A 26,319-nucleotide genomic window follows, 5' to 3' on the forward strand; every position below is an offset into this window, starting at 1 on the left:
CCTTGCCCGCGCGGATGGATCCGCAGCGGTTCGACGAACTGGTCTCCGACGCGCTCGACCTGATCCCGCCCCAGCTGGCGGCGGCGATGGACAACGTCGTCGTGCTGGTCGCCGACCGCCACCCCGAGGACGGCGAACTGCTCGGCCTGTACGAAGGAGTCGCGCTGACCGAGCGCGACTCCGACTACGCCGGATCCCTGCCCGACGCCATCACCATTTACCGCGAGGCTCTGCTGGACGTCTGCGATTCCGACGACGACGTCGTCGAGGAGGTGGCGATCACGGTGATCCACGAGATCGCCCACCACTTCGGCATCGACGACGACCGGCTGGAAGAACTGGGCTGGGCCTGACGACACGGTTCTATGGGCGCGGCATCCCGGATTTGTCCGCCGCCGGTGCTATGAACGGGTTATGAGTGCTGACTGCCGCGACTGCCGGGCAGGCTTAGATCACTGTCACGGCACCATCATTCGCCACTCCCTGCGCCGCTCGGAGTGCACGGAGCCGGATTGCTTCAGCCCCGAGCTGCTGCCGCACGCCTTCGTGATCGACTGTGACGCCGTCGGCTGCGAGTGCTTCGAATCCGTCGCGCTGGCCGTTTGACCGACCTTCAGCCCATCGGGTCGGTGCTGGAGTGCACCGCGTCCTCGACGGGACTGGCCTCGGCCTCGGGGTAGAACGGCGGCGTCAGAGTCCCCCACCGCACGCAGCTCCACCGACCGTCGGTGATCGGGGCCAGCACCACCGATTCGGCGTTGTCGAGGTGGTGGTCCAACGCGAAGCTGGCGTCCACGCCGGCCAGCACGGCGGCGGCCAGCCGGATGGCCGCGCCATGGCTCACGACGACGATGTCGCCGGTCCAGTCGTGGTCGTCGAGGTAGCGCAGCCGCAGCTCGGTGAGCACCGGCACGTAGCGGTCCAACACGTCGTTGCCGGTTTCCCCGCCGGGAAGCTGGATGTCGAGATCGCCATGATGCCATCGCTCGTAGATCGCGTTGAATTCCGCGACCGCATCGTCGTCGCTGCGGTTTTCCAGCCCACCGACCTGCACCTCGTGAACGCCGGGCACCTCGAACGGGGCCATCTCGAGTTCGCCGCCGATGACCCCCGCCGTCTGCGACGCGCGGATCGCCACCGAGTGGGCCAGCAGCGCCGGCCGCGCCGCACCGCGGGCGAAGGCGCGGGCCTGGTCGCGGCCCAGCGGTGTCAGCTCCGCCCCGGGCGGCCGGGTGTCCAGCCTGCGCTCGACGTTGCTGTATGACTGGCCATGTCGCAATAGCACCAGCCGCCCGGTCATCGCTCCGATCCCCCGGCCGCGGCGTCGGGTTTTCCTTCGCGTAGCCGAGCCAGCCAGCGCGCCGCCTCGTCGGCCGGCGGCGGTAGCACCCCGGCGGGCGAGCCGGTCGGCCAAGATCCCAGGTATCGCACATCGGCACAACGACGGTGCAGCGCTTTGAGTGCCTCGGCGACGGCGTCGTCGTCGATGTGTCCCACGCAGTCGGCGAAGAACACGTAGGTGCCCAGCGCGGTCCGGGTCGGCCGGGACTCGATTCGGGTCAGGTCGATGCCGCGGATCCCGAATTCGGTCAGCGCCCCCAACAGCGCACCCGGCGCGTTGTCGATCCGCAGCACCACCGACGTCCGGTCGGCACCGGTGCGGGCGGGCGGCGGGCCCGGCGGGCCGACGAGGAGGAAGCGCGTGCAGGCATTGGGCTCGTCGACCACGCCGTCGGCCAGGGCCGACAGTCCCCAGTGGGCGGCGGCCAGGGGCGAGGTCACCGCGGCGTCGGCTTGCCCTTCGGCCACCTGCCGGGCCGCGTCGGCGTTGGAGTAGGCCGGCCGGGGCTCGGCGGCGGGCAGGTGGGCGGCGACCCACTGCCGCACCTGCGCCGCCGCCACGGGAAAGGCCGCCAGGGTGCGCACGTCGGTGGCGGTGCGGCCGGGTTTGACGACGATCGTGAAAGCGACGTCCAGGGTTGTTTCGGCGAACACTTGCAGCGGCGAACCGATGGCCAAGCTGTCGAGCGTGGGCGTCACCGACCCGTCGATCGAGTTCTCGATGGGGACGCAGGCGTATTCGGCGGTGCCGTCGCGCACGGCGTCCAGCGCCGCGGCGGTGCTGTCGATGGGTAGTCGCCAGGCCTCATCGGGCCCCTGCCCGGGAATCAAACCCGCGGCCGTGATCTGCAGCAGCGCCGCCTCGGTGAACGTCCCTTCCGGACCGAGATAAGCGATGCGGACCACGCCCCAACCCTAGCGGCGACCGGCGCCAAATCGCTCTTGCGGCGCTTAGCCGCCTAAGTTAATTTAGGCTTACCTAAGTTAAGGAGAACGGTGTTGCCGCTGACCTGCCCCGCCCCGACGACGGCCGAACGTATCCGCAGCGCGTGTGTCCGCGCCGGCGGCGCGCTCCTGGCACTGGAAGCCGCGCACGCGCGCCAGGACCCGGTCGTGACGCCCGTGCATCACCTGCTGCCCGACGGCTCCTTCGCGCTGGCGCTCCCGAGTGAGCGCGAATCCCGGCCGGGAGGCGCCGTCGCCGGGTCGCAGGCGCTCCTGGAGCTGACCGACTACGCACCACTGCCGCTGCGGGAGCCGGTGCGCTCGCTGGTGTGGGTGCGCGGGCAGCTGCACGATTTCCACCCGGCCGAGGTCGCCCAGACGGTCGATTTGATCGCCGCCGAGTGGCCGCACCCCGCGCTGCTTCAGGTCGACACGCCGCGATGCGCGCCCTCGGACGGGCAGGAAACTCGCTACACGCTGGTCCGCCTGGAGGTCGCGTCCGTCGTCGTTACCGACGCCACCGGCGCCGAGCCCGTCAGCGTGGCGGATCTCCTGGCGGCGCGGCCCGACCCGTTCTGCGAGATCGAGTCGAACCTGTTGTGGCACCTGGAAACCGCCCACAGCGATGTCGTCGCGCGACTGGTGTCCCGGCTGCCCGCGCCGTTGCGCCGCGGGCAGGTGCGCCCGCTCGGGCTCGACCGCTACGGCGTGCGGTTCCGTGTCGAAGGCAAGGACCGCGACCACGACGTCCGGCTGCCGTTCCACAAGCCGGTCGATGACATGACCGGCCTGAGTCAGGCCATCCGCGTGCTGATGGGGTGCCCGTTCATCAACGGCCTGCGCGCCCGCCCGTAGCCCAACCGTCGTGCCGGGCCGCCCCGGCCGCGTACGTTAACCGGGTGAACGGCGATCAACCACCGCACCGGCCCGAACCACGCACCGAGCCGTCGCAGGTGATTCGCCGCGGGGCCCGCCCGCCGACACCGGCCGAACAGACCACGCCGCTGCGGCCGACGCCGCCGCCACCACCCCCACCACCCCGCGGCGTCGATCCGCCGCGCCCCCGTCAATCGTCCGGAGCTCCGCCGCGGCCCACCTCTCCGCGCACTCGTCGCAGCCGAGGCTGGCGCCGCTGGATGCGAGCGGTCGCGTCGACCCTGGTGATCGCGGTGCTGCTGGCCGGCATCGGCGTCGTATGCGGGGCCGTCTGGTTCGACAGCAGGCTGCACCGCGACGAGATCCTGACCGACTACTCGGGACGCCCCGCGCATGGCCGCGGGACGAACTGGTTGCTCGTCGGGTCGGACAGCCGCCAGGGGCTCAGCCCCGAACAGCAGGAGGCCCTGGCAACCGGCGGTGACATCGGCAGCAGCCGCACGGACACGATCCTGCTCGTGCACCTGCCCGAGCTGTGGTCCGGCCGGCGGGTGACGATGGTGTCGATACCGCGCGACTCCTACGTCCCGATCGCCGGCCACGGCAAGGACAAGATCAACTCCGCCTTCGCGATGGGCGGGGCGACTTTGCTGGCGCAGACGGTGGAGCAGGCCACCGGGCTGCGCCTCGACCACTACGCCGAAATCGGATTCGGCGGATTCGCCGGCGTGGTCGACGCGTTGGGCGGCGTGACGGTGTGCCCGACGACACCGTTCAGCGACCCTTTGGCCGGCATCGACCTGCCGGCTGGTTGCCAAAAACTCAACGGCCGCAACGCCCTCGGGTACGTCAGGACGCGCGACACCCCCCGGGCGGATCTGGACCGGATGGTCAACCAGCGGCAGTTCGTGGCGGCGCTGCTGCACGCCGCCACCAGCCCCACGGTGTGGCTCAACCCCTGGCGCTGGTACGCCGTGCCGCGCGCGCTCGCCGACGCCCTGACCGTTGACCGCGGCGACCACGTATGGGACCTGGCCCGCCTCGGCTGGGGACTACATGGCTCGCCCACCACGATGACGGTCCCGATCGGGGAGTTCACCAACGGTGACGCCGGCGCGGTGGTGGTGTGGAACCACGACGAGGCCAGCCGACTGTTCGAGGCGCTGGCGGCCGACGCGCCGGTGCCCACGACTCCGCCGGACTAGCCGCCCGCGCGGCCGTTCTCCAAATACGCCTTCGTGCGACCCGGGTGGTGGGTGGCCAGCCAGGCCACCCCGACGTCGCGACAGAAGTCGAGGTCTTCGTACTCGTCGACGTTCCAGCAGTACACCGCCCGGCCCTGGGCGATCGCGCGATCCGCGAGCTGGGGATATTCCTTCAACGTCGCCAGCGATGGGCCGACGGCGGTGGCGCCGACGGCGGTCGCCGCGCCGCTGGTCAGGTAGCGCGCGGTCTTGCCGAGCAGCACGGTAGGCAGCAGCGGTGCGGCTCGCCGGATGCGCCAGACCGCGGCCGCCGAGAACGACATCACCACCGCGCGCGACCGGTCGGCGGACGGGGGTGCGGCGATGCCGAACCGGTGCAACAGCGCGAGCAGCTTGGTCTCCACCAGCGAGCCGTACCGGACCGGGTGCTTGGTTTCGATGAACAGCTTCACCGGTCGGTGCCAGTCCAGAACGAGGGAAACCAGGGCGTCCAGCGTCAACAAACTGGTGTCACCGTGTGTGCCGTCTTCGCGCCAGCTGTCGTGCCACGCCCCGTACTCGAGCTCGCGCAGCTCGGCGAGGGTCATGGTGCTGACCAACCCGGCCCCGGTCGAGGTCCGGTCCAGCCGGCGGTCGTGTACGCACACCAGGTGGCCGTCGCGGGTCAGGCGCACGTCGCATTCCACGCCGTCGGCCCCCTCTTTGAGGGCGAGGTCGTAGGCGGCCAGCGTGTGTTCGGGCCGCGCGGCCGACGCGCCGCGGTGGGCTACCACAAAGGGGTGCCCGGCGAGCACCTCCTCGGCCCACGTCATACGCCTAATGCTGCCGCTTCCTGCCCCTCGACCTCAACCGGGCGTGATGTCGGCGCCGGCGCGTCGGCGACCACAACCCAACGGTGCGCGGGCCGTTCGACCGGTTTGCGCTCGAAGCCTTCGAAGACCCGGGCGGCCGCGGCCACCGTGACGGCCGCGATCAGGTACGCGAAAACCATCGTGAGGGTGTTGTTGGCTATGCCTTGGGCGTCCCTGGCGAAGCTGGTGACCATGGCGAAGACGGAGACCAGGTAGCTGACCACCCAGGCGGCCCACCACTCGACGATGGGTCGGCGTATCCGGGCATAGTGCTCTTCCAGGATCGCCAGCTCGATGACATAGACCGGCGCCCACAGCAGGTTGGCCAGCGGCAGCACACACCCGGCCCACAACGCTCGGGTGGAGCGTGGCTCGGGCAGGCCGTGATGGGCGAACACGGCGGCGCGCCGCGCGATGAGCCAGCGGATCAGCATCGCCCCCGAGGTGAACACCGCCGCGATCGCGGCCACGCTGGCCAGGACCCCGAGCCAGTCCGCCCCGGCGGCGACCCACGAGTTGAGCAAGGTGTTCCGGTTTACGACCAGCAGCACGTACCGGACGACATACACGAGGGCGGCGATGCCCAGGACGAGGACGCTGACGAACAACGTGGTGCGGATCGTCGCCGCCGACGGCCCGGCGTGCGGGGGCTTTTCGACTGCCGCGGCGGCTTGCCCGACGTGGTCGGCCAGGCCCCAACGCGGCATCACCGCATAACGGGGGGTGGGGTCGAGGGGACGCCGTGCACGCCGGGTGGGCGGCGCGGCGCCGGGACGCACAGCTATCCAGCGAAAGCCCGGCGGTAGCCGCGGCGGGGTGCGCTGCCAGGCCCGGGGCCCGGACGGTCGGCTCGCCGCCGCGGCGTTGGGTGCGCTCCACTGCGGGCCGGGCGCGGGCACATCCGGCAGGGGCGCCATCAGGGCTCCCCGGCAACGGGGACACCACTCGCGTTGCCGCTCGCGCACGTTCCACCGAGTGCCGCATTGGGAGCACACCTGGATCACCGGACCAGCCTAACCGTGCGACGATGCGGCACGCGGGACGCTCGGCGATGGCCGGAGCGGGGCCGGTCGGCTATCTACTCGGCCAGCGGGACTATCCACAGTTTCCACAGGTTTATCCACACGGCGTTATTGGGTAAGGGAAGCGTTACCACAGCATTGATGGTTTTCCGCGGTTCCACCTGTGGATAACACCGCGGTACCGCCGCCATGCCATCGACAACCCGAAACGCTCGGTGAGCGAAATGGATTGCCTTGCTAAACATCCGCGGCGGGGGCTGTGGCTGATGTCTGGTCGCGCCGTCGGGCCGCCCCTTTCCGCGACCGCCCCAACACGCAGGTCAGCGCATCATTTTTCAAAGCCGCCGGGAAGCGCTATGATCGCCTTCGCGAAAAATTGTTTGTGATTCACCTCACTGCCGCGAGGTGAGGAGCGGGTGAAAGGCGATTGATGGCCACGCATTCGTTCGGTCCGGGATCACCGGCTCCCTCGAAGTCGTATTCCGGCTCGCCCGCGTGGAATCACAGTTACAGCGTCGCCGCCTTGCGGGCCGGGCTGATCGCCTTGGCGCTGTTGGCGGTTCTCCTTCTCATCGTCTTGTCTTGAATCGACGCCGAGCGGGTACTCGACTTCGGAGCTCATAGCGGTCATTCTTGCGGTCCGCGCAGTCATGGAGCAGGGTTGTCTACGGCTGGCCGCCGCGTTGGCAGGCCCGCGCGAATGAGCGTAAGAAGACAACCGAAGAAAGGAACGCCGTGGCTGAATACACCCTGCCCGATTTGGACTGGGACTACGCAGCGCTGGAACCGCACATCTCGGGTCAGATCAACGAGATCCACCACAGTAAGCACCACGCCACGTATGTCAAAGGCGTGAACGACGCCGTCGCCAAACTCGAAGAGGCACGCGCCAATGACGACCACGCCGCGATCTTCCTGAACGAAAAGAACCTGGCCTTCCACCTCGGCGGCCACGTGAATCACTCGATCTGGTGGAAGAACCTGTCGCCGGACGGCGGCGACAAGCCGACCGGCGAGCTGGCCGCCGCGATCGATGACGCCTTCGGATCGTTCGACAAGTTCCGCGCCCAATTCAGCGCGGCCGCCAATGGCCTTCAGGGCTCGGGCTGGGCGGTGCTGGGCTACGACACGCTGGGTAGCAGGCTGCTCACCTTCCAGCTCTACGACCAGCAGGCCAACGTCCCCCTCGGCATCATTCCCCTGCTGCAGGTGGACATGTGGGAGCACGCCTTCTACCTGCAGTACAAGAACGTCAAGGCCGACTACGTCAAGGCGTTCTGGAACGTCGTCAACTGGCCCGACGTGCAGAGGCGCTACGAGGCCGCCACGTCGAAAACCGGCGGGCTGATCTTCGGCTGAGTCCATCTCGATCGGCAGGGGCGTCGCGCGATTTGCGCGGCGCCCCTGCCGTTTGTGCGCCCCGTGATTCGGGCATTCCAAAACATGTGCGCCACTGGCCGTGTCGGGTTGCACGGCGCCGGACCCGCGGGCATGCTGAATAATTCGAGCTACCAGTGTGGTTAATCGGACGGAGGCGTCGCGCGGAGGTCGAAATGGAGACAGGGTCTGACCGCCCGATAGGGGTTTCTCCTTTCCATGCTCGTGGTGCCCTGAAAGGGTTCGTGATCTCCGGCCGTTGGCCCGATTCGACCAAAGAGTGGGCCCAGCTGCTCATGGTCGCGGTCAGGGTCGCATCGTTGCCCGGATTGCTTTCCACCACAACGGTATTCGGTGCCCGCGAGGAGTTACCCGAGGAACCCGAGCCCGGCACCGTCGGCCTGGTGCTCGCCGAGGGGACGGTCTTCGGTGACTCGGCAATTCAACCGGGCTATTTCGCCGACCATCAGCCCCCCGCGCTGCTCATGTTGCATCCGCCCTCGGAGACCATGCCGTCGTTGCCGGAATGCAGCGGGGCGGCGTCGGGCTGCGTCCTGCTCCCCGGTTTGCCGTACCTGGGACTCGAGCATCGGGCCGCCTGGGTCGAAGCGGAGGCCGACGGCACGATCACCTCCATGGTGAGCCGCGTCGGCGTCGACCCCATCAGCCATCCTGATACCGCAATCCTGGCCATGCTGCTCGCGGCATGAGCAAACAGCTCCGCGCTCGACTCGGGAAAGCGCAATAGCGAACTTGATCGTTCTTGTTGTCCAACCCGTAGGCAGGCATGGCTGTCGCACGGTGGGCCTGGCCGGTGGACGAAGTCGCCCCGGGCCGTAAACGAACCCCGTTTCGCATTTCGGATAGGTCCCCGAGTGGCGCCTTCCAGCCCCGACGAGGCTCCGACAGCAAATAAGGCGTTAAGCAAGCATAAATTGCTGCCCGGTTGCGGTGCGACCGCCCAGCACGTTCCCATCCTATACTCCGCCGGGGTCGGCAAGGTCGGCCCGCCACCTCGTACTCGAAGCCGAATTCTGCGGATAACCTGTGAGTTTCGCTGATTTAGTGGACACCCCAGCGAATCAGTTAGACGCTCGTCGAGTGTAGTATCGGCAAGCCCCAGCTACGCCTGGACCGAAACCCCGGGGGTTTGCACCTAGTTAGGGGAACCAACCCTCGCTACCATGATCAGCAAATACACCTAGGTAATAGTTCACTTCTACAGCCAAGTGGAGGTCATATCCAATGAGCACGACGTTCGCTGCTCGCCTGAACCGCCTGTTCGACACCGTGTATCCGCCGGGACGGGGGCCGCACACCTCCGCGGAAGTGATCGCGGCGCTCAAGGCGGAGGGCGTCACGATGTCTGCTCCCTACCTGTCGCAGTTGCGTTCGGGGAATCGCACCAACCCGTCGTCGGCGACCATGGCCGCATTGGCCAACTTCTTCCGTATCAAGCCGGCCTATTTCACCGATGACGAGTACTACGAGAAGCTCGACCAGGAGTTGTCGTTCCTGGCGTCCATGCGCGACGACGGCGTGCGTCGTATCGCCGTGCGCGCCTCCGAGTTGTCCCCCGAGGCCCAGCACGAGGTCATGCAGCGGGTCAACGAGCTGCGCCGAGCGGAGCACTTGGACGTCTAGCTGACGCCCGGGCCGGTAACCGGTTGCCCGGAGCCGACCTGGACGGCTTGCGCCCGCCCATTCCGATTAGGGTTGGCTCACGGATCGCGCACGCGCGAATGCGATAGCCACGAGAGACCGGGGAGGCGGTGAGGGAATGGGCCTGTTCCCCAAGCGAAAGAGTCGCGCGACGCGTCGCGCCGAAGCCCGTGCGATCAAGGCACGCGCGAAGCTGGAGGCCAAGCTCGCCGCCCGAAACGAGACCCGCCGGTACAAGGCCGCCCACCGGGCGGAGGCCAAGGCGCTGCGGGCGCAGATCAAGGCCCAGCGGGACAGCGACCGGAACGCGCTGAAGGTCGCCGAGGCCCAACTCAAAGCGGCGCGCGAGGGCAAGATCTTCTCACCGACGCGAATCCGTCGGGCGCTCACGGTGTCCCGGCTGCTCGCGCCGATCCTCACGCCGGTCATCTACCGGGCCGCCATCTCGGCGCGCGCGCTGATCGACCAGCGCCGCGCGGACCAGCTCGGGATCCCGCTGGCCCAGATCGGGCAGTTCTCCGGCCACGGCGCGCAGCTGTCCGCCCGGATCGCCGGAGCGGAGAAGTCCCTGCGGACCGTGCAGGAAAAGAAGCCCAAGGACGCCGAGACCAGGCAATTCGTCTCGGCCATCACCGAGCGGCTCACCGATCTGTCTGCGGCCGTCACCGCCGCCGAGAACATGCCGGCCGCGCGACGCCGGGCGGCCCACGCCGCAATCTCGGCGCAGCTCGACGGCATCGAGGCGGACCTGATGGCCCGGCTCGGGTTGAGCTGACCAACGAATGGCGCGGCCTGGCATGTCGACCCGCGCGCGGTGGATGGCCCGCTTCCCGGTCGCGGTGCTGGCCGCCGTCGGTCTCTATCTCGGCTCCGCGGCGCAGCTTCCGGCGGCGCGAGCCCACGTCCACGCCAGCAGCGACGATGCGGTGCGCGGCGCCATGGCGCTCGTCACCTTCCAGGTGCCCAATGAATCGAACACCGGCGCCGTAACCACCGCGCTGAGCGTCGCCCTGCCCGACGTGGCCTCGGCGCGCACCGAGAGCACGCCGGGATGGACGGCCAAGCTCGACCGCGACGCGGCATCGGGGCAGGTGCACTCGGTGACGTGGACGGCCACGCCGGGCGCCGGCATCGGGGTGGATCAATTCGCGCTGTTCCGGCTAACGGTGAAGTTGCCCGACGCCGACACCGTCAGCTTCCCGGCCACGCAGACCTATTCCGACGGCACGGTCGTGAAATGGGACCAGCCGCCGCAGCCCGGCGGCGGTGAGCCGGAATTCCCGGTGCCCACGCTGACACTTGCCGCGGGACCGGTGGCGCCCCACGGCCACCACCCGACTTCAGCGGCACCGGCCGACCGGGCGACCGCGCCGCAGCCGAGGTCCGCGGACAACACCGCGCGGTTGTTGGGCGGCGCGGCGCTGGTCGCGGCCGCGCTGGGAATCTGCCTTGCACTGATCCGCCGACGGGCATGAGGCGGTCGGCGATCGTCGCATGCGTCGGTGCCCTGTTGGTGATCGCATCGCTGACCGCGCCGGTGGCGTCCGCGCACGCAGCGCGGATAGCCACCGACCCGGCGGACAACGCCGTTCTCGCGACCGGTCCCGAGCGGGTGAGCGCCACCTTCAACGAACAGCTGCAGACGACTTTCGCGGCCATGACCGTCGTCGGGCCGGACGGCAACATGTGGTCCACCGGGGACCCGACGGTGCGTGGCGCGGTGGTCGGCATCGACCTGCGACCGCTCGGACCGGCCGGCACGTACACGGTGAACTACCGGGTCACGTCCGCGGACGGTCACGTGGTCTCCGGATCCTGGTCGTTTCGGCTGACGGTGCCCGGCACCGGTACGCCCGGCCCGCCGGCGGGCGGCCCAGCGGCCGGCGGCCACGACTCTGCCGTCCCGGTCTGGCCGTTCGTCGTGGTGGCGGCGTTGCTCGTCGCTGGGGGCGCCCTGTGGGCGGTGCGGCGCAGACCGTGACCGGCGGCCGAGGCGCCCGCGCTGCTGCTGGCATGATGGGTTCGAAGAACCGGCGTGGGCTGGAAAACTACTGAAAGATTGCTCGAGGAGCGGCCGCATGGCAGACCCGCAGGACCAACCCAGCAGCGAACCCGACGGCGCGTCGACGCCCCCGCCGGAGAAGAAGCCTCCGGCCAAGGCCGTGAAAAAGGTCGCGAAAGCACCCGCCAAAAAGGCACCCGCCAAAAAGGCGCCCGCCAAGAAGGCGCCCGCCAAGAAGGCTCCGGCAAAGAAGGCTCCCGCAAAGGCCGCCGAGCCCCCGGCTCCCCCCGCCAAGGCCGTCGAGCCACCCCTCGAGGTGCGGCAACGGATCGAAACCAACGGCGACCTCGCCGCGGCCGCCAAAGACGCAGCGGCGCAAGCGAAGTCCACGGTGGATGCCGCCAACAACCCGGTTTCTCCCAACGTTCCGGCGGCGGCGGCCCTGAGTCAGTCCCCGGTCCCGTTGATCGTCGCCCTGGCCGTCAGCCTCCTGGCGATCCTGTTGATCCGGCAGCTGCGCCGCCGCTGACCCCGGCCGTAGTCGCTACCGTGGCAGACGTGACCGTGTCATTCCAGCCGACCGCCGACCTCGTCGACGACATCGGGCCCGACGTACGCAGCTGCGACGTCCAATTCCGCCAGTTCGGTGGTCGCTCCCACTTCGCCGGACCCATCAGCACGGTGCGCTGCTTCGAAGACAACGCGTTGCTGAAATCGGTGCTCTCGCAGCCGAGTGCGGGCGGGGTTCTGGTGATCGACGGCGGCGGCTCGCTGCACTCGGCCCTGGTCGGCGACGTCATCGCCGAACTGGCCCGCTCCAATGGCTGGGCCGGACTGGTCGTCAACGGCGCGGTGCGCGATGCCGCCGCGCTGCGGGGCCTCGAGATCGGCATCAAGGCACTGGGGACCAACCCGCGTAAGAGCACCAAGACCGGTGCCGGCGAGCGTGACGTCGAGGTGACGCTGGGCGGGGTGACGTTCGTGCCGGGCGATATCGCCTACAGCGACGACGACGGCATCGTCGTCGTCAAACCCTAAACCGCTACCGGCGCGCGCTTTTTCGCGAAGCGCAGGCCTTCGTCGGCGACCTTGCCGCGCCGGATGGTTCGCATGTCGAAGAAGTAGTTCTGCTTGAGCCGCCACGGCGCGCGCGACCCCGACTTGGGCAGCATGTCCATCGCCCGCTGGAAATAGCCGGGGCTGAAGTCCATGAACGGCAGCTCGTCGACGTCGGCGCCGGGGTGCTGCGGCTCGACGAAGTCAAAACCGTTGTCGTCCATATAGTTCAGCAACCGGCAGACGAATTCGGAGACCAGGTCGGCCTTCAGCGTCCACGACGCGTTGGTGTAGCCGAAGGTGATCGCGAAGTTCGGGACCCCGGAGAACATCAGGCCCTTGTAGGTCATCAGCGACGTCAGCTCGATCGGATCACCGTTCTTGGTGGGCCGGACCCCGCCGAGTAACTGCATGTTCAAACCCGTTGCGGTGACGATGATGTCGGCCTGCAGCTCCTCGCCCGAGGTGAGCTTGATGCCGGTCTTGGTGAACCGGTCGATGGTGTCGGTGACCACGTCCGCCTTGCCATGCCGGATTGTGCGGAAGAAATCGCCGTCGGGTGCCAGACACAGCCGCTGATCCCAGACGTTGTACCGCGGCCCGAAGTGCTTCTCGACGTCGTAGCCCTCGGGCAGGCGGCGCTTGGCCATCGTCATCAACGTCTTGCGCATGTAGGCGGGAGCCTTCCGAGACAGCTGGTACTGGAAGGTGCTGAACGCGATGGCTCGCCAGCGATTCGCGATGTGCGCCAGGCGGTCCGGCAGCAGGCGGTTGGCGCGTTCGGCGAACGGGTCGACCCCGGGCAGCGACCCGATGTACGTCGGCGAGCGCTGCAGCATCGTGACGTGACCGGAGCCCGAGTTCACCAGCGCCGGGATCAGGGTGATCGCGGTGGCGCCGGAGCCGATGACGATGATCTTCTTGCCCTGATAGTCGAAGTCCTCCGGCCAGTGCTGCGGGTGAACGATCTGGCCCTCGAAGTCGTCGGCGCCGGGGAAGGTCGGCGAATACCCCTCGTCGTAGTTGTAGTAGCCGGTGCATGCGAACAGGAACGAGCAGGTGATTTCGTGCTCTTGACCGTCGGACTCGACGGTCAGCGTCCAGCGGTTGTCGGCGTCGGACCAATCGGCGGCCACGACGCGCTGGCGGTAGCGGATGTGCCGGTCGATCTTGTTCTCGACCGCGGCCTCGTTGATGTAGGCCTTGATGTCGGGGCCGTCGGCGATCGACTTCGCCGAGAGCCAGGGCTTGAACCGGAAGCCGAGGGTGAACATGTCCGAGTCCGACCGGATGCCCGGGTATTTGAACAGGTCCCAGGTTCCGCCCAGGTCGGCGCGGCGTTCCAGGATCGCATAGCTCTTGGTCGGGCAGCGCTCCTGCAGGTGCCACGCCGCGCTGATGCCCGAGATGCCGGCGCCCACGATGATCACGTCAAGGTGCTCAGTCATGGGGCCACGTTATCAACGGCCTGTCGACATAGTCAACAGGGTGTTGAAATTTTCGACACCGTGTAAAGTAGCGGCCGTGACTACCGCCGGCCAGACCCGTGCCCTGCGGGGTCGCCGCGCCATTCGCCCCTCGGGTGACGACCGTGAGCAGGCGATCCTCGCGACCGCCGAGCGGCTGCTCGAAGAGCGGTCGTTCGCCGACATCTCGGTCGATGACCTGGCCAAGGGCGCGGGCCTGTCGCGCCCGACGTTCTACTTTTATTTCGAGTCCAAGGACGCGGTGCTGCTCTCGCTGCTGGAGCCGGTGATCGCGCGCGCCGACTCCGAGTTCGACGGCGCGGTCCAGCGGCTGCCCGCGGATCCGCGCCGGGTGTGGCGAAACGGCATCAAGGCCTTCTTCACGGCCTTCAGCACGCACCGGCGGCTGGCGCGGGCCGCCACCGAAGCGCTGGCGACCAGCTCCGAGCTGCGGGTCGTGTGGCTGGGCTTCATGCAGAAGTGGATCGACCAGACGGCCGCCATGATCACCGCCGAACGCGCGCGGGGGGCCGCCCCGGAAACGATCCCGGCCGCGGACCTGGCGACCTCGCTGAACCAGATGAACGAGCGGACGATGATGGCCGCCCTGTCCGCCGAGACGCCGGCGGTCGACGAGGACCGGGTCGTCGACACCCTCACCCACATCTGGGTCACCAGCATCTACGGCGAATCCAGCTAGCCGTCACCGGCGCGTGCGAACATATGTTCGTGCGGTGCGATGCGTCCATCCTGCACGCGGACCTGGATTCGTTCTACGCGTCCGTCGAACAGCGCGACGACCCGACGTTGCGCGGCCGCCCCGTGATCGTCGGCGGCGGGGTCGTGCTCGCGGCCAGCTATGAGGCGAAGGCCTACGGCGTGCGGACGGCGATGGGCGGGGCGCAGGCGCGCCGCCTGTGCCCGCACGCCGCGGTGGTGCCGCCCCGGATGAGTGCTTACAGCCGCGCCAGTGACGCCGTGTTCGAGGTGTTCCGCGACTGCACGCCGATCGTGGAGCCGCTCTCGGTGGACGAGGCGTTTCTCGATGTCGGCGGGTTGCGCCGGGTCTCCGGGTCGCCGGTTCAGATCGCCAGACGGTTGCGCGCCGACGTGCGCGACCGGGTGGGACTGCCCATCACGGTGGGCATCGCCCGGACGAAGTTCCTCGCGAAGGTCGCCAGCCAGGAGGCCAAGCCGGACGGGCTGCTGCTGGTGCAGCCCGACCAGGAGGTGGCCTTCCTGCATCCGCTGCCGGTGCGGCGGCTGTGGGGCGTGGGCGCCAAGACGGCCGACAAACTGCACACCCACGGTCTCGTGACCGTCGCCGACGTGGCCGAGCTGAGCGAGTCGACGCTGGCCTCGTTGCTGGGCGGCGCCATGGGCCGCCAACTGTTCGCGCTGTCCCGCAACATCGACCGCCGCCGGGTGACCACCGGTGTGCGCCGTCGCTCCGTGGGCGCGCAGCGTGCGCTCGGCCGCGCCGGCAACACCATGTCGGCCGCCGAGGTCGACGCGGTGGTGGTCAACCTGATCGACAGGATCACCGGCCGGATGCGCGCCGCCGGGCGCACCGGTCGCACGGTGGTGCTGCGGCTGCGGTTCGACGACTTCGGGCGGGCGACGCGTTCGCGGACGCTGCCCTGGGCGACGTCCTCGACACAGCCGATCCTGGGCGCCGCGCGGCAGCTGGTCGCCTCGGCCGCGCCCCTGATCTCCCAGCGCGGGCTGACGCTGGTCGGCTTCGCGGTGTCGGGGATCGACCGCAGCGGCGCCCAGCAGTTGGCGCTGCCGCCGGACGGGGAATCGCTTGCGGTGGACGCCGCGGTCGACCAGGTCCGTCGGCGCTTCGGCAAGTCCGCCCTCACGCGCGGGGCGTTGGTCGGCCGTGAACTGGGTATAGAGATGCCACACCTTCCCGACTGACCGATTCACGTCAATTCACTAATTCGCCTCTGCCGCAAATGTTTTCGATGATTTGAGGTTGATTTGAAATAGCCTGGAACCGCGGCTCGTCCGACGGTCTGGTTGTTAAGGTGGCGAAAACCCGACCTCGAAAGTGAGCAACTGAACACGATGCCGCCGCCGCACCAAGCCCGCGACAGCGGCCCGCCCCGCGAGAGGCTTCTGCTCGGTTACAGCGCGTTACTCGCCTTATCCGCTGGCTTCGTCAACGCGGTGGCGCTCCTAATCTTGGCGTTGCCCGTCGGCAACCTGACCGCGATCACCACGCAGCTGGGCATGAACACAGCCAATCCGTGGCTTTATGAAGGCCACGTGCTCGGCGCCATCTTCTTGGGCTTCCTGACGGGAGCGACCATGGCCGGGGCGATCCTCGCAGCCACCGATGCCCTGGCGGGCCCACGCCAAGCCGTGGTGCTGTTCCTCGAGGCGGTGTTGCTCGCACTTGCCGCGGCCGGGGTCGAGGAAACCGTGGTCAAGGCGCAGATCAATGCCCTCGGCATCGAGCAGACCGCGGTGCAGGCGCTGTTGGCCGCCGCGGCCCTTGGCCTGCAAAACGGGATGACCTCGAGCTTTCGGGGGATGGCGATCCGCACCACCCACTTCACCGGGACCGTCACCGACCTCGGGCTGATCCTCGGCCGCAGTCGGCAACACGGGATCAAGAAGTGGAATGCCGCAATTCTGGCGACGACGCTCGTGCTGTTTCTGGGCGGCGCTGTAGCCGGGATCGTGTTCGGCGCCGAATTGGGCGGCTACGCGTTGCTCATTCCCGCGGCGACCTGCGCCGCCGTCGCGGCCGCCAACGTGTGGCAAAACCCTAACCGCCGCGACGAACCGCTTCCTGAACATGCGGAGACGGTGCAGGTGTGAGCCGTCTCAATTCGAGTCCGTCCACTCCAGCAGCTTGTCGGCCGGCCAGGTGTTGACGATCCGGTCGACCGGCACGCCCACGTCCAGCGCGCGCTGCGCGCCATAGCCGAGGAAGTCCAGCTGGCCGGGCGCGTGCGCGTCGGTGTCGATGCTGAAGACGCAGCCGATCTCCAGCGCCAGCTTGAGCAGCCGGGTCGGCGGGTCCCGGCGTTCGGGCCGCGAGTTGATCTCCACCGCGGTGCCATGGTCGCGGCAGGCGGTGAAAACCGCTTCCGCGTCGAACTTGGATTGCGGCCGGATGCCCCGGTTGCCGGAGACCAGCCGGCCGGTGCAGTGGCCCAACACGTCCGCGTGCGGATTGGAGACGGCGCGCACCATGCGCCGCGTCATCGCCGCGGCATCCATCGACAGCTTCGAGTGCACGCTCGCCACGACGACGTCGAGGCGCTCGAGCAGCTCGGGCTCCTGGTCGAGGCTGCCGTCCTCGAGGATGTCGACCTCGATCCCGGTGAGAATGCGCAGCGGCGCGAATTGGTCACGCAGCTTGTCGATGACGCCGAGCTGTGCGCGCAACCGTTCCGGCGAAAGCCCGTTGGCGATCGTCAGCCGCGGCGAGTGGTCGGTCAGCGCGCAATACTCGTGCCCCAGCGCGGACGCGGTCGCCATCATCTCGTCGATCGGCGCCGACCCGTCCGACCAGTTCGAGTGCAGGTGCAAGTCCCCGCGCAACGCCGAACGGATGTCGCCTCCGCCGAGATCTTCGGCGGCGGAACGTAATTCGACGAGAAGTTCGGGTTCGCGACCGGACCAGGCCTGGTCGATGACCTTTGCGGTTTTGGGACCGATGCCCGGAAGCGATTGCCAGCTGTTGGCCTGGCCGTGCCGCTCCCGCGCGGCATCGTCAAGGCCCTCGATGATGTCGGCGGCGTTGCGGTACGCCATCACGCGCCTGGGATCGTGGCGGCTCCGGTCCTTGTAATAAGCGATCTGCCGCAAAGCGGTTACCGGGTCCATGACTCCAGTGTGCCCACGCGGTGACTGCAAGCGCGGCGGAGCCGGGCGCCGCAGGTCACCGCCAAACCCCACGCGGTGACTGCAAGCCTCCCCAATCACATCAGTTGGCCGGCGACGAAACCGGCGAGCAGCACGCTGAAGCCCCCGATCTCGCCGGCGATGAGCAAGGCCATGAAGAGTCCGGTGCCGCGGACGGGATTCTCGAATTGGTTGACGGTGTCCCGCCGCGCCCCGTGCGTGATGTAGCTGAGGATGGCGCCGACGAAGAAGACGACGACCACGGCCGCGGCGGTGAGGTTGGCCCACGTCGGCCAGGCGCTGAGCTCGACGAAGGCGGCCAGCAGCAGCGTCGCGAAGGAGTAGAGCAATGCGGCCCGGTGTGCGATGTCGACGTAGGGGTGGGCGCGATGGTCGGCGGCGGCCATGATCTGCCGGTACTTCCACACCCCGAGGACCAGGGCGAGCAAGAAGATCAGCCCGGCCGCCAGCAGGGTGACCTTGGTGTCGAGTCCGAGGGAGTGGCTCATCGCGCGGTTGAGTTTAGTTGCCCTTCATAAAGATCGGCTAACGTCGATTTCATGCGATTCGCGTTCAAGACCTCCCCGCAAAACACCACCTGGGCAGACATGCTGGCCGTCTGGCGGGCCGCGGACGATATCGACGTCTACGAGTCCGGGTGGACCTTCGACCACTTCTACCCGATCTTCTCCGACGCCAGCGGGCCCTGTCTGGAGGGTTGGACGACGCTGACAGCGCTGGCGCAGGCGACCACGCGGCTGAGGCTGGGCACCCTGGTCACGGGGATCCACTACCGCCACCCCGCCGTGCTGGCCAACATGGCCGCCGCGCTCGACATCATCTCGAACGGACGACTCGAGTTGGGGATCGGCGCCGGCTGGAACGAGGAGGAGTCGGGCGCCTACGGCATCGAGCTGGGCAGCATCAGGGAACGCTTCGATCGGTTCGAGGAGGCGTGTGAGGTGCTGACCAGCCTGCTCAGCCAGGAGACCACCGACTTCGAGGGAAAGTACTACCAGCTCAAGGGGGCGCGCAACGAGCCCAAGGGTGTGCAGCGCCCCCATCCGCCGATCTGCATCGGTGGCAGCGGGGAGAAACGGACGCTGCCGATCACCGCGCGCTACGCGCAGCACTGGAACTTTGTCGGCGGTCCACCCGAGGAGTTCGCGCGCAAGCGCGACGTGCTGGCCGCGGAGTGCGAGAAGATCGGGCGCGACCCGAAGGAGATCACGCTGTCCGCGCACCTGCGCCTGGACGAGGAGCGCAACTACCGGAAGGCCGTCGAGGAGGCGGCCGGGTTGAAGGCAGAAGGCCTCGACCTGGGCATCGTGTACATCAACCCGCCGCACGACCCCGCAGTCTTGGAACCGCTGGCCGAGGCCATCAGGGATTCGGGGCTGCTTGATTGATGCGCCCGGATTCCCCGATTTGGTACGCCGAGCAAACCCGTCCGGCGCGCCCGAAGGTGGGCGGCCGGGTGGTTATGCCCCGAAGATCAGCAAATCGTCGGCGGTGACCAGGCGCTCGTGCTTAGCGGGGAACTCGCGGCTCTTTACCGGGTGACGAAACCAGGACCAGGCGATTCGCCCCATCCGTGATCGAGGTACGGGATTGATGTGCACAGTGATCACTCCTGCGATCGTTCCGTTCAGCCGGGGCCCCGATCCGATGCCCGTGTGACCGAGCCCACAACAAGCCATTAGACACCACCGCCTGGCAAACGGGGGGAGACTCGCCGACAGTTGGTGCTTGTGTTTCTGATGTGACTTCTGTGACTACTGGAGAGGGACCGCGGTGGGCTTGACCGGCGCCGGCAGCGCGGTGGCACCCATCAGGTACCGGTCCACCGCCGCGGCGGCGGCCCTGCCTTCAGCAATCGCCCAGACGATCAGCGACTGGCCGCGCCCCATGTCCCCGGCGACGAACACACCGGGGACCGACGTGTCAAAGTCGGCACCGCGCGCGACGTTGCCGCGGTCGGTGAGCTTGACGTCGAGGTCGGTCAGCAGGCCCTCCTTTTCCGGGCCGACGAATCCCATGGCCAGCAGCACCAGATCGACCTCGAGCTCGAAGTCGGAGCCATCCACCTTGACGAACTTGCCGTCCTGCATCGTGACCTCGTGCGCTTTGAGCGCCGTCACCCGGCCGTTTTCGCCGACGAACTTCTCGGTGTTCACCGAGAACACCCGCTCGCCGCCCTCTTCGTGCGCAGACGACACCCGGTACATCAACGGGTAGGTCGGCCACGGGGTCGATTCGGCGCGAGTGTCCGGTGGCCGCGGCATGATCTCGAACTGGTGCACCACGGTCGCGCCCTGCCGGTGCGCGGTACCCAGGCAGTCGGCCCCGGTGTCACCGCCGCCGATGATGACGACCTTCTTGCCTTTGGCGGTGATTGGGGGCTCCCCGTCGGGCCCCAGGACGTCGTCGCCCTCCTGCACCCGGTTACCCCACGGCAGGTACTCCATCGCCTGGTGGATCCCGTCGAGGTCCCGACCGGGAATGGGGAGGTCCCGCCCGGCGGTTGCACCACCGGCCAGGACCACCGCGTCGAAGTCGGCGTGCAGCTGTTCGGCGGTGATGTCGACACCGACGTTGACACCCGCGCGGAATTCGGTTCCCTCGGCCCGCATCTGGTCCAGACGCCGGTCGAGGACACGCTTCTCCATCTTGAATTCCGGGATGCCGTAGCGCAGCAGCCCGCCGATCCGATCCGCCCGCTCGAAAACGGTGACCGTGTGGCCGGCGCGGGTCAGTTGCTGGGCCGCGGCCAGACCGGCCGGGCCCGAACCCACCACGGCGACCTTTTTCCCGGTCAGCTTGTCCGGTGGCAGCGGCACCACGAAGCCTTCCTCGAAGGCGTGGTCGATGATCTCCAGCTCGATCTGCTTGATCGTCACCGGATCCTGGTTGATGCCGAGCACACACGCCGGTTCGCACGGCGCCGGGCACAGCCGCCCGGTGAAGTCCGGGAAGTTGTTGGTGGCGTGCAGCCGCTCGATCGCGTCGCGCCAACGGCCCCTGCGCACCAGGTCGTTCCATTCCGGGATCAGGTTGCCCAACGGACACCCGTTGTGGCAGAACGGGATACCGCAATCCATGCAGCGGGTCGCCTGCTCACGCAGGGTGCCTTCGTCGAAGTCCTCGTAGACCTCGTGCCAGTCTTTCAACCGCAGCGGGACAGGCCGGCGCTTCGGCAGTTCCCGGTGTGTGTACTTCAGGAAGCCGCTCGGATCAGCCATGTGCGGCCGCCATGATCGCCTTGTCCACGTCGACGCCGTCGCGCTCGGCTTCGGCGATCGCTTGCAGCACCTTCTTGTAGTCGCGCGGCATCACCTTGATGAAGTGGCGTTGTTGCCCGCGCCAGTCGGCCAGGATCCGCTGGCCGACAGCGGAATCGGTGGCGTCCACGTGGGCCTGGATGATGCCGTGCAGGAAGTCGGCGTCGTCTTCGTCCAGGGCCTCCATATCGACCATCTCGATGTTGAGATTGTCCGGCAGTTCCTCGTCCGGGTCGTACACGTAAGCCACACCGCCTGACATTCCCGCCGCGAAGTTGCGGCCAGTCCGGCCGAGAATCACAACCCGACCACCCGTCATGTATTCGCATCCATGGTCACCCACGCCCTCGACCACGGCATGGGCGCCGGAGTTGCGGACCGCGAACCGCTCGCCGACCACCCCGCGCAGGAACGCCTCCCCGCTGGTCGCGCCGAACAGGATCACGTTGCCGCCGATGATGTTGTCCTCGGCCACGTAGTCCTGCGGGGCGTTGTCCGAGGGCCGCACCACGATTCGGCCACCGGACAGCCCCTTGCCAACGTAGTCGTTGGCGTCGCCGTAGACCCGCAACGTTATTCCCTTGGGCACGAAGGCGCCGAAGCTGTTGCCCGCGGATCCGTCGAACGTGATGTCGATGGTCCCGTCCGGGAGCCCTTGGCCGCCATACGCTTTCGTCACCTCGTGGCCGAGCATGGTGCCCACCGTGCGGTTGACGTTGCTGATGGTGGTGGAGAAGCGCACCGGCTTGGCGGAATCGAGTGCCTCGCGGCTCATCACGATCAACTGCTGATCGAGCGCTTTGTCCAGGCCGTGGTCCTGCCGGGAACTGCAGTACAGGTCCTGGTTCATGAACGCCGACTCGGGCTCGTGCAGCACCGGAGTGAGGTCGAGCTTGTGCGCCTTCCAGTGCGCGCGGGCCAGCGTCGTGTCCAGCGCCCCCACCTGGCCGACGGCCTCGTTGAGGGTGCGGAAACCCAACTGCGCCATGTACTCCCGGACCTCTTCGGCGATGAACATGAAGAAGTTCTCGACGAACTCGGGCTTACCGGTGAACCGCTCGCGCAGCAGCGGGTTCTGGGTGGCCACGCCGACCGGGCAGGTGTCCAGGTGGCACACCCGCATCATGATGCAGCCGGCCACCACCAGCGGCGCGGTGGCAAAGCCGAATTCCTCGGCGCCGAGCAACGCGGCGATCATCACGTCGCGGCCCGTCTTGAGCTGACCGTCGACCTGGACCACGATCCGGTCACGCAACCCGTTGAGCAGCAGGGTCTGTTGCGTCTCGGCCAGGCCCAGCTCCCACGGCGCGCCCGCGTGTTTCATCGACGTCAGCGGGGTCGCCCCGGTGCCACCGTCGTGGCCGGAGATCAACACCACGTCGGCGTGCGCCTTTGAGACGCCGGCGGCGACCGTGCCCACCCCGTTCTCGGAGACCAGCTTGACGTGCACCCGCGCGGACGGGTTGGCGTTCTTCAGGTCGTGGATCAGCTGCGCGAGGTCCTCGATCGAGTAGATGTCGTGGTGCGGCGGCGGGGAGATCAGGCCGACACCGGGTGTGGAATGCCGGACCGCGGCGACCCACGGGTACACCTTGTGTCCCGGAAGCTGGCCGCCCTCACCAGGTTTCGCGCCCTGCGCCATCTTGATCTGGATGTCGGTGCAGTTCGTCAGGTAGTGCGACGTGACGCCGAAACGCGCGGAAGCGACCTGTTTGATGGCACTGCGGCGCCAATCACCGTTGGGGTCGCGGTCGAAGCGCTTGACGTCCTCGCCGCCTTCCCCGCTGTTGGAACGCCCGCCCAGACGGTTCATCGCGATGGCGAGCGTCTCGTGAGCTTCGGCCGAGATCGAGCCGTAGCTCATCGCCCCGGTGGAGAAGCGCTTGACGATCTCGCTGGCGGGTTCGACCTCTTCCAGCGGAATCGGGGGACGCACACCGCCGCGGAACTTGAGCAGGCCGCGCAGTGAGGCCATCCGCTCGCTCTGGTCGTCGACCAGGCGGGTGTAGTCCTTGAAGATCTTGTACTGCCCGGTGCGAGTCGAGTGCTGCAGCTTAAACACAGTTTCCGGGTTGAACAGGTGATACTCACCTTCCCGGCGCCACTGGTACTCGCCGCCCACCTCGAGTTCGCGATGCGCGCGCTCGTCGCGGCGGTCCAGGTAGGCCAGCCGATGGCGAGCCGCGACGTCGGCGGCGATGTCCTCGAGCGTGATCCCACCGATCGGGCAGCTCAGCCCGGTGAAGTACTCGTCGAGCACGTCTTCTGAGACGCCGACCGCCTGGAACAGCTGCGCGCCGGTGTAGGAGGCCAGCGTCGAAATGCCCATCTTGGACATGACTTTGAGCACGCCCTTGCCGGCGGCCTTGACGTAGTTGCTCAGCGCCTTCTCGCGCTCTTGCCGATCAGAGAAGCCATCGATCGCGCCGCGGTCGAGCATGTCCTCGATCGACTCGAACACCAGGTAGGGGTTGATCGCCGCCGCCCCGCAGCCCACCAGCATCGCCATGTGGTGCACCTCGCGCGCGTCACCCGTCTCGACGACCAGACCCACGTGGGTGCGCGTCCGGTCGCGCACCAAATGGTGGTGCACGCCGGCGACGGCGAGCAGCGACGGAATCGGGGCCAGCGTCTCGTTGGACTCGCGGTCCGACAGGATGATCACCCGCGCGCCTTCCTCGATCGCGGCCGACGCCTGCGCGCGTACGTCCTCAAGGGCCGCGGCCAAGCCGGCGCCCCCCTCAGCGACCGGGTACAGGCAACGAATCACCTTGGACCGCATGCCATGCGGGCGGCCGTTGACCTCGTCGTCGGGGTTGAGGTTGACCAGCTTGGCCAGCTCGTGGTTGCGCAGAATCGGCTGCGGCAACGTGATCTGGTGACAGGACTTGTCTTCTGGCGTAAGCAGGTCGCGCTCCCCACCGGTGGTCACCTGCAGGCTGGTCACCACCTCCTCGCGAATCGCGTCCAGGGGCGGGTTGGTGACCTGAGCGAACAGCTGCTGGAAGTAGTCGTAGAGCATTCGCGGCCGCTGCGAGAGCACCGCGACCGGGGTATCGGTGCCCATCGAGCCGATGGGCTCGGCACCGGTGCGCACCATGGGCGCCACCAACAGGTTGAGCTCCTCATAGGTGTAACCGAACACCAACTGCCGCTTGACGAGTCGCTCATGGGGCATCCGCACGTAGTCGCCCTGCGGCAGTTTGTCGAGGGGAACCAGGTTCCGGTCGAGCCATTCCTGGTACGGGTGCTCGGCGGCGAGCTCGGCCTTGATCTCCTCGTCGGAGACGATGCGCCCTTGTGTGGTGTCCACCAAGAACATCCGGCCGGGCTGCAGGCGCATCCGGTGGACCACCTTGGCGGGGTCCAGGTCCAGGACGCCGGCCTCGGAAGCCATCACCACCAAGCCGTCTTCGGTGACCCAGATCCGGGAGGGGCGCAACCCGTTGCGGTCCAGCACGGCGCCCACGATGGTGCCGTCGGTGAACGTGATCGACGCGGGCCCGTCCCAGGGCTCCATCAACGAGGCGTGGTACTGGTAGAACGCCCGCCGCGCGGGGTCCATCGAGTCGTTGCGCTCCCACGCCTCGGGAATCATCATCAGCACCGCATGGGCCAGGCTGCGGCCGCCCAGGTGCAGCAGTTCGAGCGCCTCGTCGAAACGTGCGGTGTCCGAGGCGCCCGGGGTACAGATCGGGAACAGCTTCTCGACGTCCGCTTCCGTGCCGAAGACGTCGGTCTTCATCAACGCCTCGCGGGCGCGCATCCAGTTCTCGTTGCCGGTGACGGTGTTGATCTCGCCGTTGTGAGCCACCCGGCGGAACGGGTGGGCCAGCGGCCACGACGGGAAGGTGTTGGTGGAGAACCGCGAATGCACGATGCCCAGCGCGCTGGTCATCCGATCGTCTTGCAGGTCAAGGTAAAACGCCTTGAGCTGCGGCGTGGTCAGCATGCCCTTGTAGACCATCGTCTGGCCGGAAAGGCTTGGGAAGTAGACGGTTTCGCGGCCGGGGCCATCCTGTCCGGGTCCCTTGGTGCCGAGTTCGTGCTCGGCGCGCTTGCGGACCAGATAACAACGGCGCTCCAGCGTCATGTCCGATGCCCCGGCCATGAACACCTGCCGGAACGTGGGCATCGCGTCGCGGGACAGCGCACCCAGCGAGGAGTCGTCGATGGGTACATTCCGCCAGCCCAGCACCGTCAGGCCCTCGGCTTCGGCGATCTTCTCCACTGCGTCGCAGGCGGCGGCCGCGTCCTTGGACGACTGCGGCAAGAAGGCGATTCCGGTGGCATAACTGCCCGCCGGGGGCAGTTCGAAATCGACGACCTCGCGCAGGAAGGCGTCCGGGACCTGAATCAGGATGCCGGCACCGTCACCGCTGCGCGGCTCGGCGCCCTGAGCTCCGCGGTGTTCGAGGTTGAGCAGCGCGGTGATGGCCTTGTCGACGATGTCGCGGCTACGACGGCCGTGCATGTCGACGACCATGGCTACCCCGCACGAGTCGTGCTCGAACGCGGGGTTGTATAACCCGACGCGCTTGGGCGTCATATGCACCTGCCCCTTCACCTGAACGTTGAGCTGCCGTTACAGCTGCTCCGATGGAGTCGCACCCGGACGTTGCGGGCTTGAGACCCCTCGGTCTTGTCTCGATAGGCTGTCCCCCAGGTGGATGATGATCCTGTTAGGGATGCGTCCGTGCAGCGCTGAACGGTGGCCTGGAAACCGGTCTCGACAAGTCGTAAAACGATATGACAATACCCGCCTGACATGCCAACTTCGTCAAGTCTAACCGTCGGCTGCCAGCACCGTAAATTTCCCGGCGACCGACGGGCGACGACCTGGGGACGTGCTGGTTTGGCCCTGCGGTTTGCGTCACAGCCCCGCCGCCCCCGGCAGTCCGGTGCGCCGGCTTCGCCGCCCACGCATGTTTGCTGACACCGCGTGAGGGGGTGTCCACCGCCTCGCCATCGGATCGCATGATCGTGATCAGCGGGCGGCCCAAGCTGCGGCGGGCGCCCCGAAGCGAGCACTGCTAAGTTTGCACGGTAGCGGTGGGCGGTACGGAGGAGATACTGGACGGGTACTGGTCCGCATCCGGCGTCGACGGTTGGGCCGTGGCGCTTATCACGAGCCCGCGACGAACCCCACCAGCGGCGGATCGATCGCCCGGCACCCGAGGAGCCCATGAACGAGCGCGACGAATTCCTGCGGGACCGTCTGCAGCCGCCCCGCACGCCGACGACGGCGCCTCCGCCCGGCCCCGCACCCTGGAGTGCGCCGCCTCCGCCGCCGCCCGCCGGCCAAAGGCGGTGTCGGCGTCGATCGCCACGACGTGGTCCTGCCTCCGGAGTTCGGCGAACACCTTGCCGA

Annotated in this window: 25 protein-coding genes and 1 pseudogene; 17 read left to right on the forward strand and 9 right to left on the reverse strand. The window is 68.0% G+C overall.

What is annotated here, in order from left to right; genetic code table 11:
- Positions 1–2: 2 nt before the first annotated feature.
- Together A5678_RS09260 and A5678_RS09265 are read left to right on the forward strand one after the other, a co-directional pair.
- Positions 3–418: pseudogene (locus A5678_RS09260) on the forward strand (metallopeptidase family protein).
- The gene (locus tag A5678_RS09265) at positions 415–606 is read left to right on the forward strand and encodes a hypothetical protein (RefSeq protein ID WP_068041104.1); all 192 of its coding nucleotides are present in this window, start codon (positions 415–417) and stop codon (positions 604–606) included. The pseudogene A5678_RS09260 and the gene A5678_RS09265 overlap by 4 nt, the downstream one beginning before the upstream one ends.
- A 7-nt stretch (positions 607–613) precedes the next feature.
- On the opposite strand, the gene A5678_RS09270 is transcribed toward A5678_RS09265, so the two are convergent.
- Complete coding sequence (locus A5678_RS09270) at positions 614–1,300, reverse strand: histidine phosphatase family protein (RefSeq protein WP_068041107.1); 687 nt, start codon at positions 1,298–1,300, stop codon at positions 614–616.
- Positions 1,297–2,247, reverse strand: coding sequence for a prephenate dehydratase (gene pheA / locus A5678_RS09275; RefSeq protein ID WP_068041109.1), 951 nt, complete (start codon positions 2,245–2,247; stop codon positions 1,297–1,299). Before pheA ends, A5678_RS09270 begins: the two co-directional genes overlap by 4 nt.
- A 90-nt stretch (positions 2,248–2,337) precedes the next feature.
- On the opposite strand from pheA, the gene A5678_RS09280 reads away from it, so the two are divergent.
- Together A5678_RS09280 and A5678_RS09285 are read left to right on the forward strand one after the other, a co-directional pair.
- On the forward strand, positions 2,338–3,141 hold the full coding sequence (locus A5678_RS09280) for a DUF2470 domain-containing protein (protein ID WP_068041111.1): 804 nt from the start codon (positions 2,338–2,340) through the stop codon (positions 3,139–3,141).
- 44 nt (positions 3,142–3,185) lie between these two features.
- Positions 3,186–4,367, forward strand: a complete 1,182-nt coding sequence (locus tag A5678_RS09285) for an LCP family protein (protein ID WP_068041112.1) — start codon at positions 3,186–3,188, stop codon at positions 4,365–4,367.
- Here A5678_RS09285 and A5678_RS09290 read toward each other — a convergent pair.
- Entirely contained in the window at positions 4,364–5,179 is an 816-nt protein-coding gene (locus A5678_RS09290; protein ID WP_068041113.1) for a glycerophosphodiester phosphodiesterase, read from the reverse strand. The two genes, A5678_RS09285 and A5678_RS09290, sit on opposite strands and share 4 nt — an antisense overlap.
- The gene (locus tag A5678_RS09295; protein ID WP_082945467.1) at positions 5,176–6,222 is read right to left on the reverse strand and encodes a DUF4328 domain-containing protein; all 1,047 of its coding nucleotides are present in this window, start codon (positions 6,220–6,222) and stop codon (positions 5,176–5,178) included. Before A5678_RS09295 ends, A5678_RS09290 begins: the two co-directional genes overlap by 4 nt.
- 448 nt (positions 6,223–6,670) lie before the next feature.
- Here A5678_RS09295 and A5678_RS27500 point away from each other — a divergent pair, with 448 nt between their 5' ends.
- The 9 genes from A5678_RS27500 to rraA all read left to right on the forward strand — a co-directional run bounded on the left by A5678_RS27500 (position 6,671) and on the right by rraA (position 12,319).
- The gene (locus A5678_RS27500; RefSeq protein ID WP_197499089.1) at positions 6,671–6,826 is read left to right on the forward strand and encodes a hypothetical protein; all 156 of its coding nucleotides are present in this window, start codon (positions 6,671–6,673) and stop codon (positions 6,824–6,826) included.
- 149 nt (positions 6,827–6,975) lie between these two features.
- Positions 6,976–7,599, forward strand: a complete 624-nt coding sequence (locus A5678_RS09300; protein ID WP_068041114.1) for a superoxide dismutase — start codon at positions 6,976–6,978, stop codon at positions 7,597–7,599.
- A 194-nt stretch (positions 7,600–7,793) separates the two neighbouring features.
- The gene (locus A5678_RS09305; protein ID WP_068041115.1) at positions 7,794–8,327 is read left to right on the forward strand and encodes a peptidase; all 534 of its coding nucleotides are present in this window, start codon (positions 7,794–7,796) and stop codon (positions 8,325–8,327) included.
- Between the two features lie 535 nt (positions 8,328–8,862).
- Positions 8,863–9,261 carry a helix-turn-helix transcriptional regulator gene (locus A5678_RS09310; RefSeq protein ID WP_068041116.1) on the forward strand — a complete coding sequence of 133 codons (399 nt, stop codon included), beginning with the start codon at positions 8,863–8,865 and terminating at the stop codon, positions 9,259–9,261.
- A gap of 136 nt (positions 9,262–9,397) precedes the next feature.
- Positions 9,398–10,054 (forward strand): DUF6474 family protein, encoded by a 657-nt coding sequence (locus A5678_RS09315; RefSeq protein WP_068041118.1) that lies wholly within the window; start codon positions 9,398–9,400, stop codon positions 10,052–10,054.
- A gap of 22 nt (positions 10,055–10,076) precedes the next feature.
- Positions 10,077–10,754 carry a YcnI family protein gene (locus A5678_RS09320; RefSeq protein WP_068041120.1) on the forward strand — a complete coding sequence of 226 codons (678 nt, stop codon included), beginning with the start codon at positions 10,077–10,079 and terminating at the stop codon, positions 10,752–10,754.
- Positions 10,751–11,260 carry a copper resistance CopC family protein gene (locus A5678_RS09325; protein WP_068041122.1) on the forward strand — a complete coding sequence of 170 codons (510 nt, stop codon included), beginning with the start codon at positions 10,751–10,753 and terminating at the stop codon, positions 11,258–11,260. The genes A5678_RS09320 and A5678_RS09325 overlap by 4 nt, the downstream gene beginning before the upstream one ends.
- 97 nt (positions 11,261–11,357) lie before the next feature.
- Entirely contained in the window at positions 11,358–11,810 is a 453-nt protein-coding gene (locus A5678_RS09330) for a nucleoid-structuring protein H-NS (protein WP_068041124.1), read from the forward strand.
- 29 nt (positions 11,811–11,839) lie between these two features.
- Positions 11,840–12,319, forward strand: coding sequence for a ribonuclease E activity regulator RraA (gene rraA, locus A5678_RS09335; protein ID WP_068041126.1), 480 nt, complete (start codon positions 11,840–11,842; stop codon positions 12,317–12,319).
- Here rraA and A5678_RS09340 read toward each other — a convergent pair.
- Positions 12,316–13,785: an NAD(P)/FAD-dependent oxidoreductase gene (locus A5678_RS09340; RefSeq protein ID WP_068041128.1), complete on the reverse strand. Its 1,470-nt coding sequence runs from the start codon at positions 13,783–13,785 to the stop codon at positions 12,316–12,318. The two genes, rraA and A5678_RS09340, sit on opposite strands and share 4 nt — an antisense overlap.
- Positions 13,786–13,861: 76 nt before the next feature.
- Here A5678_RS09340 and A5678_RS09345 point away from each other — a divergent pair, with 76 nt between their 5' ends.
- The 3 genes from A5678_RS09345 (at position 13,862) to A5678_RS09355 (ending at position 16,635) form a co-directional block, all read left to right on the forward strand.
- Complete coding sequence (locus A5678_RS09345; RefSeq protein ID WP_068041130.1) at positions 13,862–14,503, forward strand: TetR/AcrR family transcriptional regulator; 642 nt, start codon at positions 13,862–13,864, stop codon at positions 14,501–14,503.
- Between the two features lie 23 nt (positions 14,504–14,526).
- On the forward strand, positions 14,527–15,726 hold the full coding sequence (gene dinB / locus A5678_RS09350; RefSeq protein ID WP_068041133.1) for a DNA polymerase IV: 1,200 nt from the start codon (positions 14,527–14,529) through the stop codon (positions 15,724–15,726).
- Positions 15,727–15,828: 102 nt separating this feature from the next.
- Complete coding sequence (locus A5678_RS09355) at positions 15,829–16,635, forward strand: YoaK family protein (RefSeq protein ID WP_068041139.1); 807 nt, start codon at positions 15,829–15,831, stop codon at positions 16,633–16,635.
- Positions 16,636–16,641: 6 nt separating this feature from the next.
- Here the strand turns inward: A5678_RS09355 and A5678_RS09360 are convergent, their stop codons facing one another.
- Both A5678_RS09360 and A5678_RS09365 read right to left on the reverse strand, forming a co-directional pair.
- Positions 16,642–17,649 carry a PHP domain-containing protein gene (locus A5678_RS09360; RefSeq protein ID WP_068041141.1) on the reverse strand — a complete coding sequence of 336 codons (1,008 nt, stop codon included), beginning with the start codon at positions 17,647–17,649 and terminating at the stop codon, positions 16,642–16,644.
- 95 nt (positions 17,650–17,744) lie between these two features.
- Entirely contained in the window at positions 17,745–18,176 is a 432-nt protein-coding gene (locus A5678_RS09365; protein ID WP_068041143.1) for a hypothetical protein, read from the reverse strand.
- A gap of 51 nt (positions 18,177–18,227) precedes the next feature.
- Between A5678_RS09365 and A5678_RS09370 the strand changes: the two genes are divergently transcribed.
- A complete protein-coding gene (locus A5678_RS09370) occupies positions 18,228–19,076 on the forward strand; it encodes an LLM class F420-dependent oxidoreductase (protein ID WP_068041144.1) in 849 nt (282 codons plus the stop codon).
- A gap of 366 nt (positions 19,077–19,442) precedes the next feature.
- Here A5678_RS09370 and A5678_RS09375 read toward each other — a convergent pair whose 3' ends face one another.
- On the reverse strand, positions 19,443–20,909 hold the full coding sequence (locus tag A5678_RS09375) for a glutamate synthase subunit beta (RefSeq protein ID WP_068041147.1): 1,467 nt from the start codon (positions 20,907–20,909) through the stop codon (positions 19,443–19,445).
- Positions 20,902–25,497, reverse strand: coding sequence for a glutamate synthase large subunit (gene gltB, locus A5678_RS09380; RefSeq protein ID WP_068041150.1), 4,596 nt, complete (start codon positions 25,495–25,497; stop codon positions 20,902–20,904). The genes A5678_RS09375 and gltB overlap by 8 nt, the downstream gene beginning before the upstream one ends.
- Positions 25,498–26,319: the final 822 nt, after the last annotated feature.

The sequence above is a fragment of the Mycobacterium sp. E2733 genome, assembly GCF_001667585.1.
In the GTDB taxonomy this organism is placed as follows: Bacteria; Actinomycetota; Actinomycetes; order Mycobacteriales; family Mycobacteriaceae; genus Mycobacterium.

Excerpts from the sequence above, each read along its gene's own strand:
- A5678_RS09330 (WP_068041124.1), top strand. The coding sequence starts at position 11,358 with ATGGCAGACCCGCAGGACCAACCCAGCAGCGAACCCGACGGCGCGTCG.
- A5678_RS09370 (WP_068041144.1), top strand. The coding sequence starts at position 18,228 with ATGCGATTCGCGTTCAAGACCTCCCCGCAAAACACCACCTGGGCAGAC.
- A5678_RS09365 (WP_068041143.1), bottom strand. The coding sequence starts at position 18,176 with ATGAGCCACTCCCTCGGACTCGACACCAAGGTCACCCTGCTGGCGGCC.
- A5678_RS09315 (WP_068041118.1), top strand. The coding sequence starts at position 9,398 with ATGGGCCTGTTCCCCAAGCGAAAGAGTCGCGCGACGCGTCGCGCCGAA.
- A5678_RS27500 (WP_197499089.1), top strand. The coding sequence starts at position 6,671 with ATGGCCACGCATTCGTTCGGTCCGGGATCACCGGCTCCCTCGAAGTCG.
- A5678_RS09360 (WP_068041141.1), bottom strand. The coding sequence starts at position 17,649 with ATGGACCCGGTAACCGCTTTGCGGCAGATCGCTTATTACAAGGACCGG.
- A5678_RS09265 (WP_068041104.1), top strand. The coding sequence starts at position 415 with ATGAGTGCTGACTGCCGCGACTGCCGGGCAGGCTTAGATCACTGTCAC.
- A5678_RS09310 (WP_068041116.1), top strand. The coding sequence starts at position 8,863 with ATGAGCACGACGTTCGCTGCTCGCCTGAACCGCCTGTTCGACACCGTG.
- A5678_RS09340 (WP_068041128.1), bottom strand. The coding sequence starts at position 13,785 with ATGACTGAGCACCTTGACGTGATCATCGTGGGCGCCGGCATCTCGGGC.
- A5678_RS09305 (WP_068041115.1), top strand. The coding sequence starts at position 7,794 with ATGGAGACAGGGTCTGACCGCCCGATAGGGGTTTCTCCTTTCCATGCT.
- A5678_RS09290 (WP_068041113.1), bottom strand. The coding sequence starts at position 5,179 with ATGACGTGGGCCGAGGAGGTGCTCGCCGGGCACCCCTTTGTGGTAGCC.
- gltB (WP_068041150.1), bottom strand. The coding sequence starts at position 25,497 with ATGACGCCCAAGCGCGTCGGGTTATACAACCCCGCGTTCGAGCACGAC.
- dinB (WP_068041133.1), top strand. The coding sequence starts at position 14,527 with ATGTTCGTGCGGTGCGATGCGTCCATCCTGCACGCGGACCTGGATTCG.
- A5678_RS09320 (WP_068041120.1), top strand. The coding sequence starts at position 10,077 with ATGTCGACCCGCGCGCGGTGGATGGCCCGCTTCCCGGTCGCGGTGCTG.
- A5678_RS09325 (WP_068041122.1), top strand. The coding sequence starts at position 10,751 with ATGAGGCGGTCGGCGATCGTCGCATGCGTCGGTGCCCTGTTGGTGATC.
- A5678_RS09270 (WP_068041107.1), bottom strand. The coding sequence starts at position 1,300 with ATGACCGGGCGGCTGGTGCTATTGCGACATGGCCAGTCATACAGCAAC.
- A5678_RS09375 (WP_068041147.1), bottom strand. The coding sequence starts at position 20,909 with ATGGCTGATCCGAGCGGCTTCCTGAAGTACACACACCGGGAACTGCCG.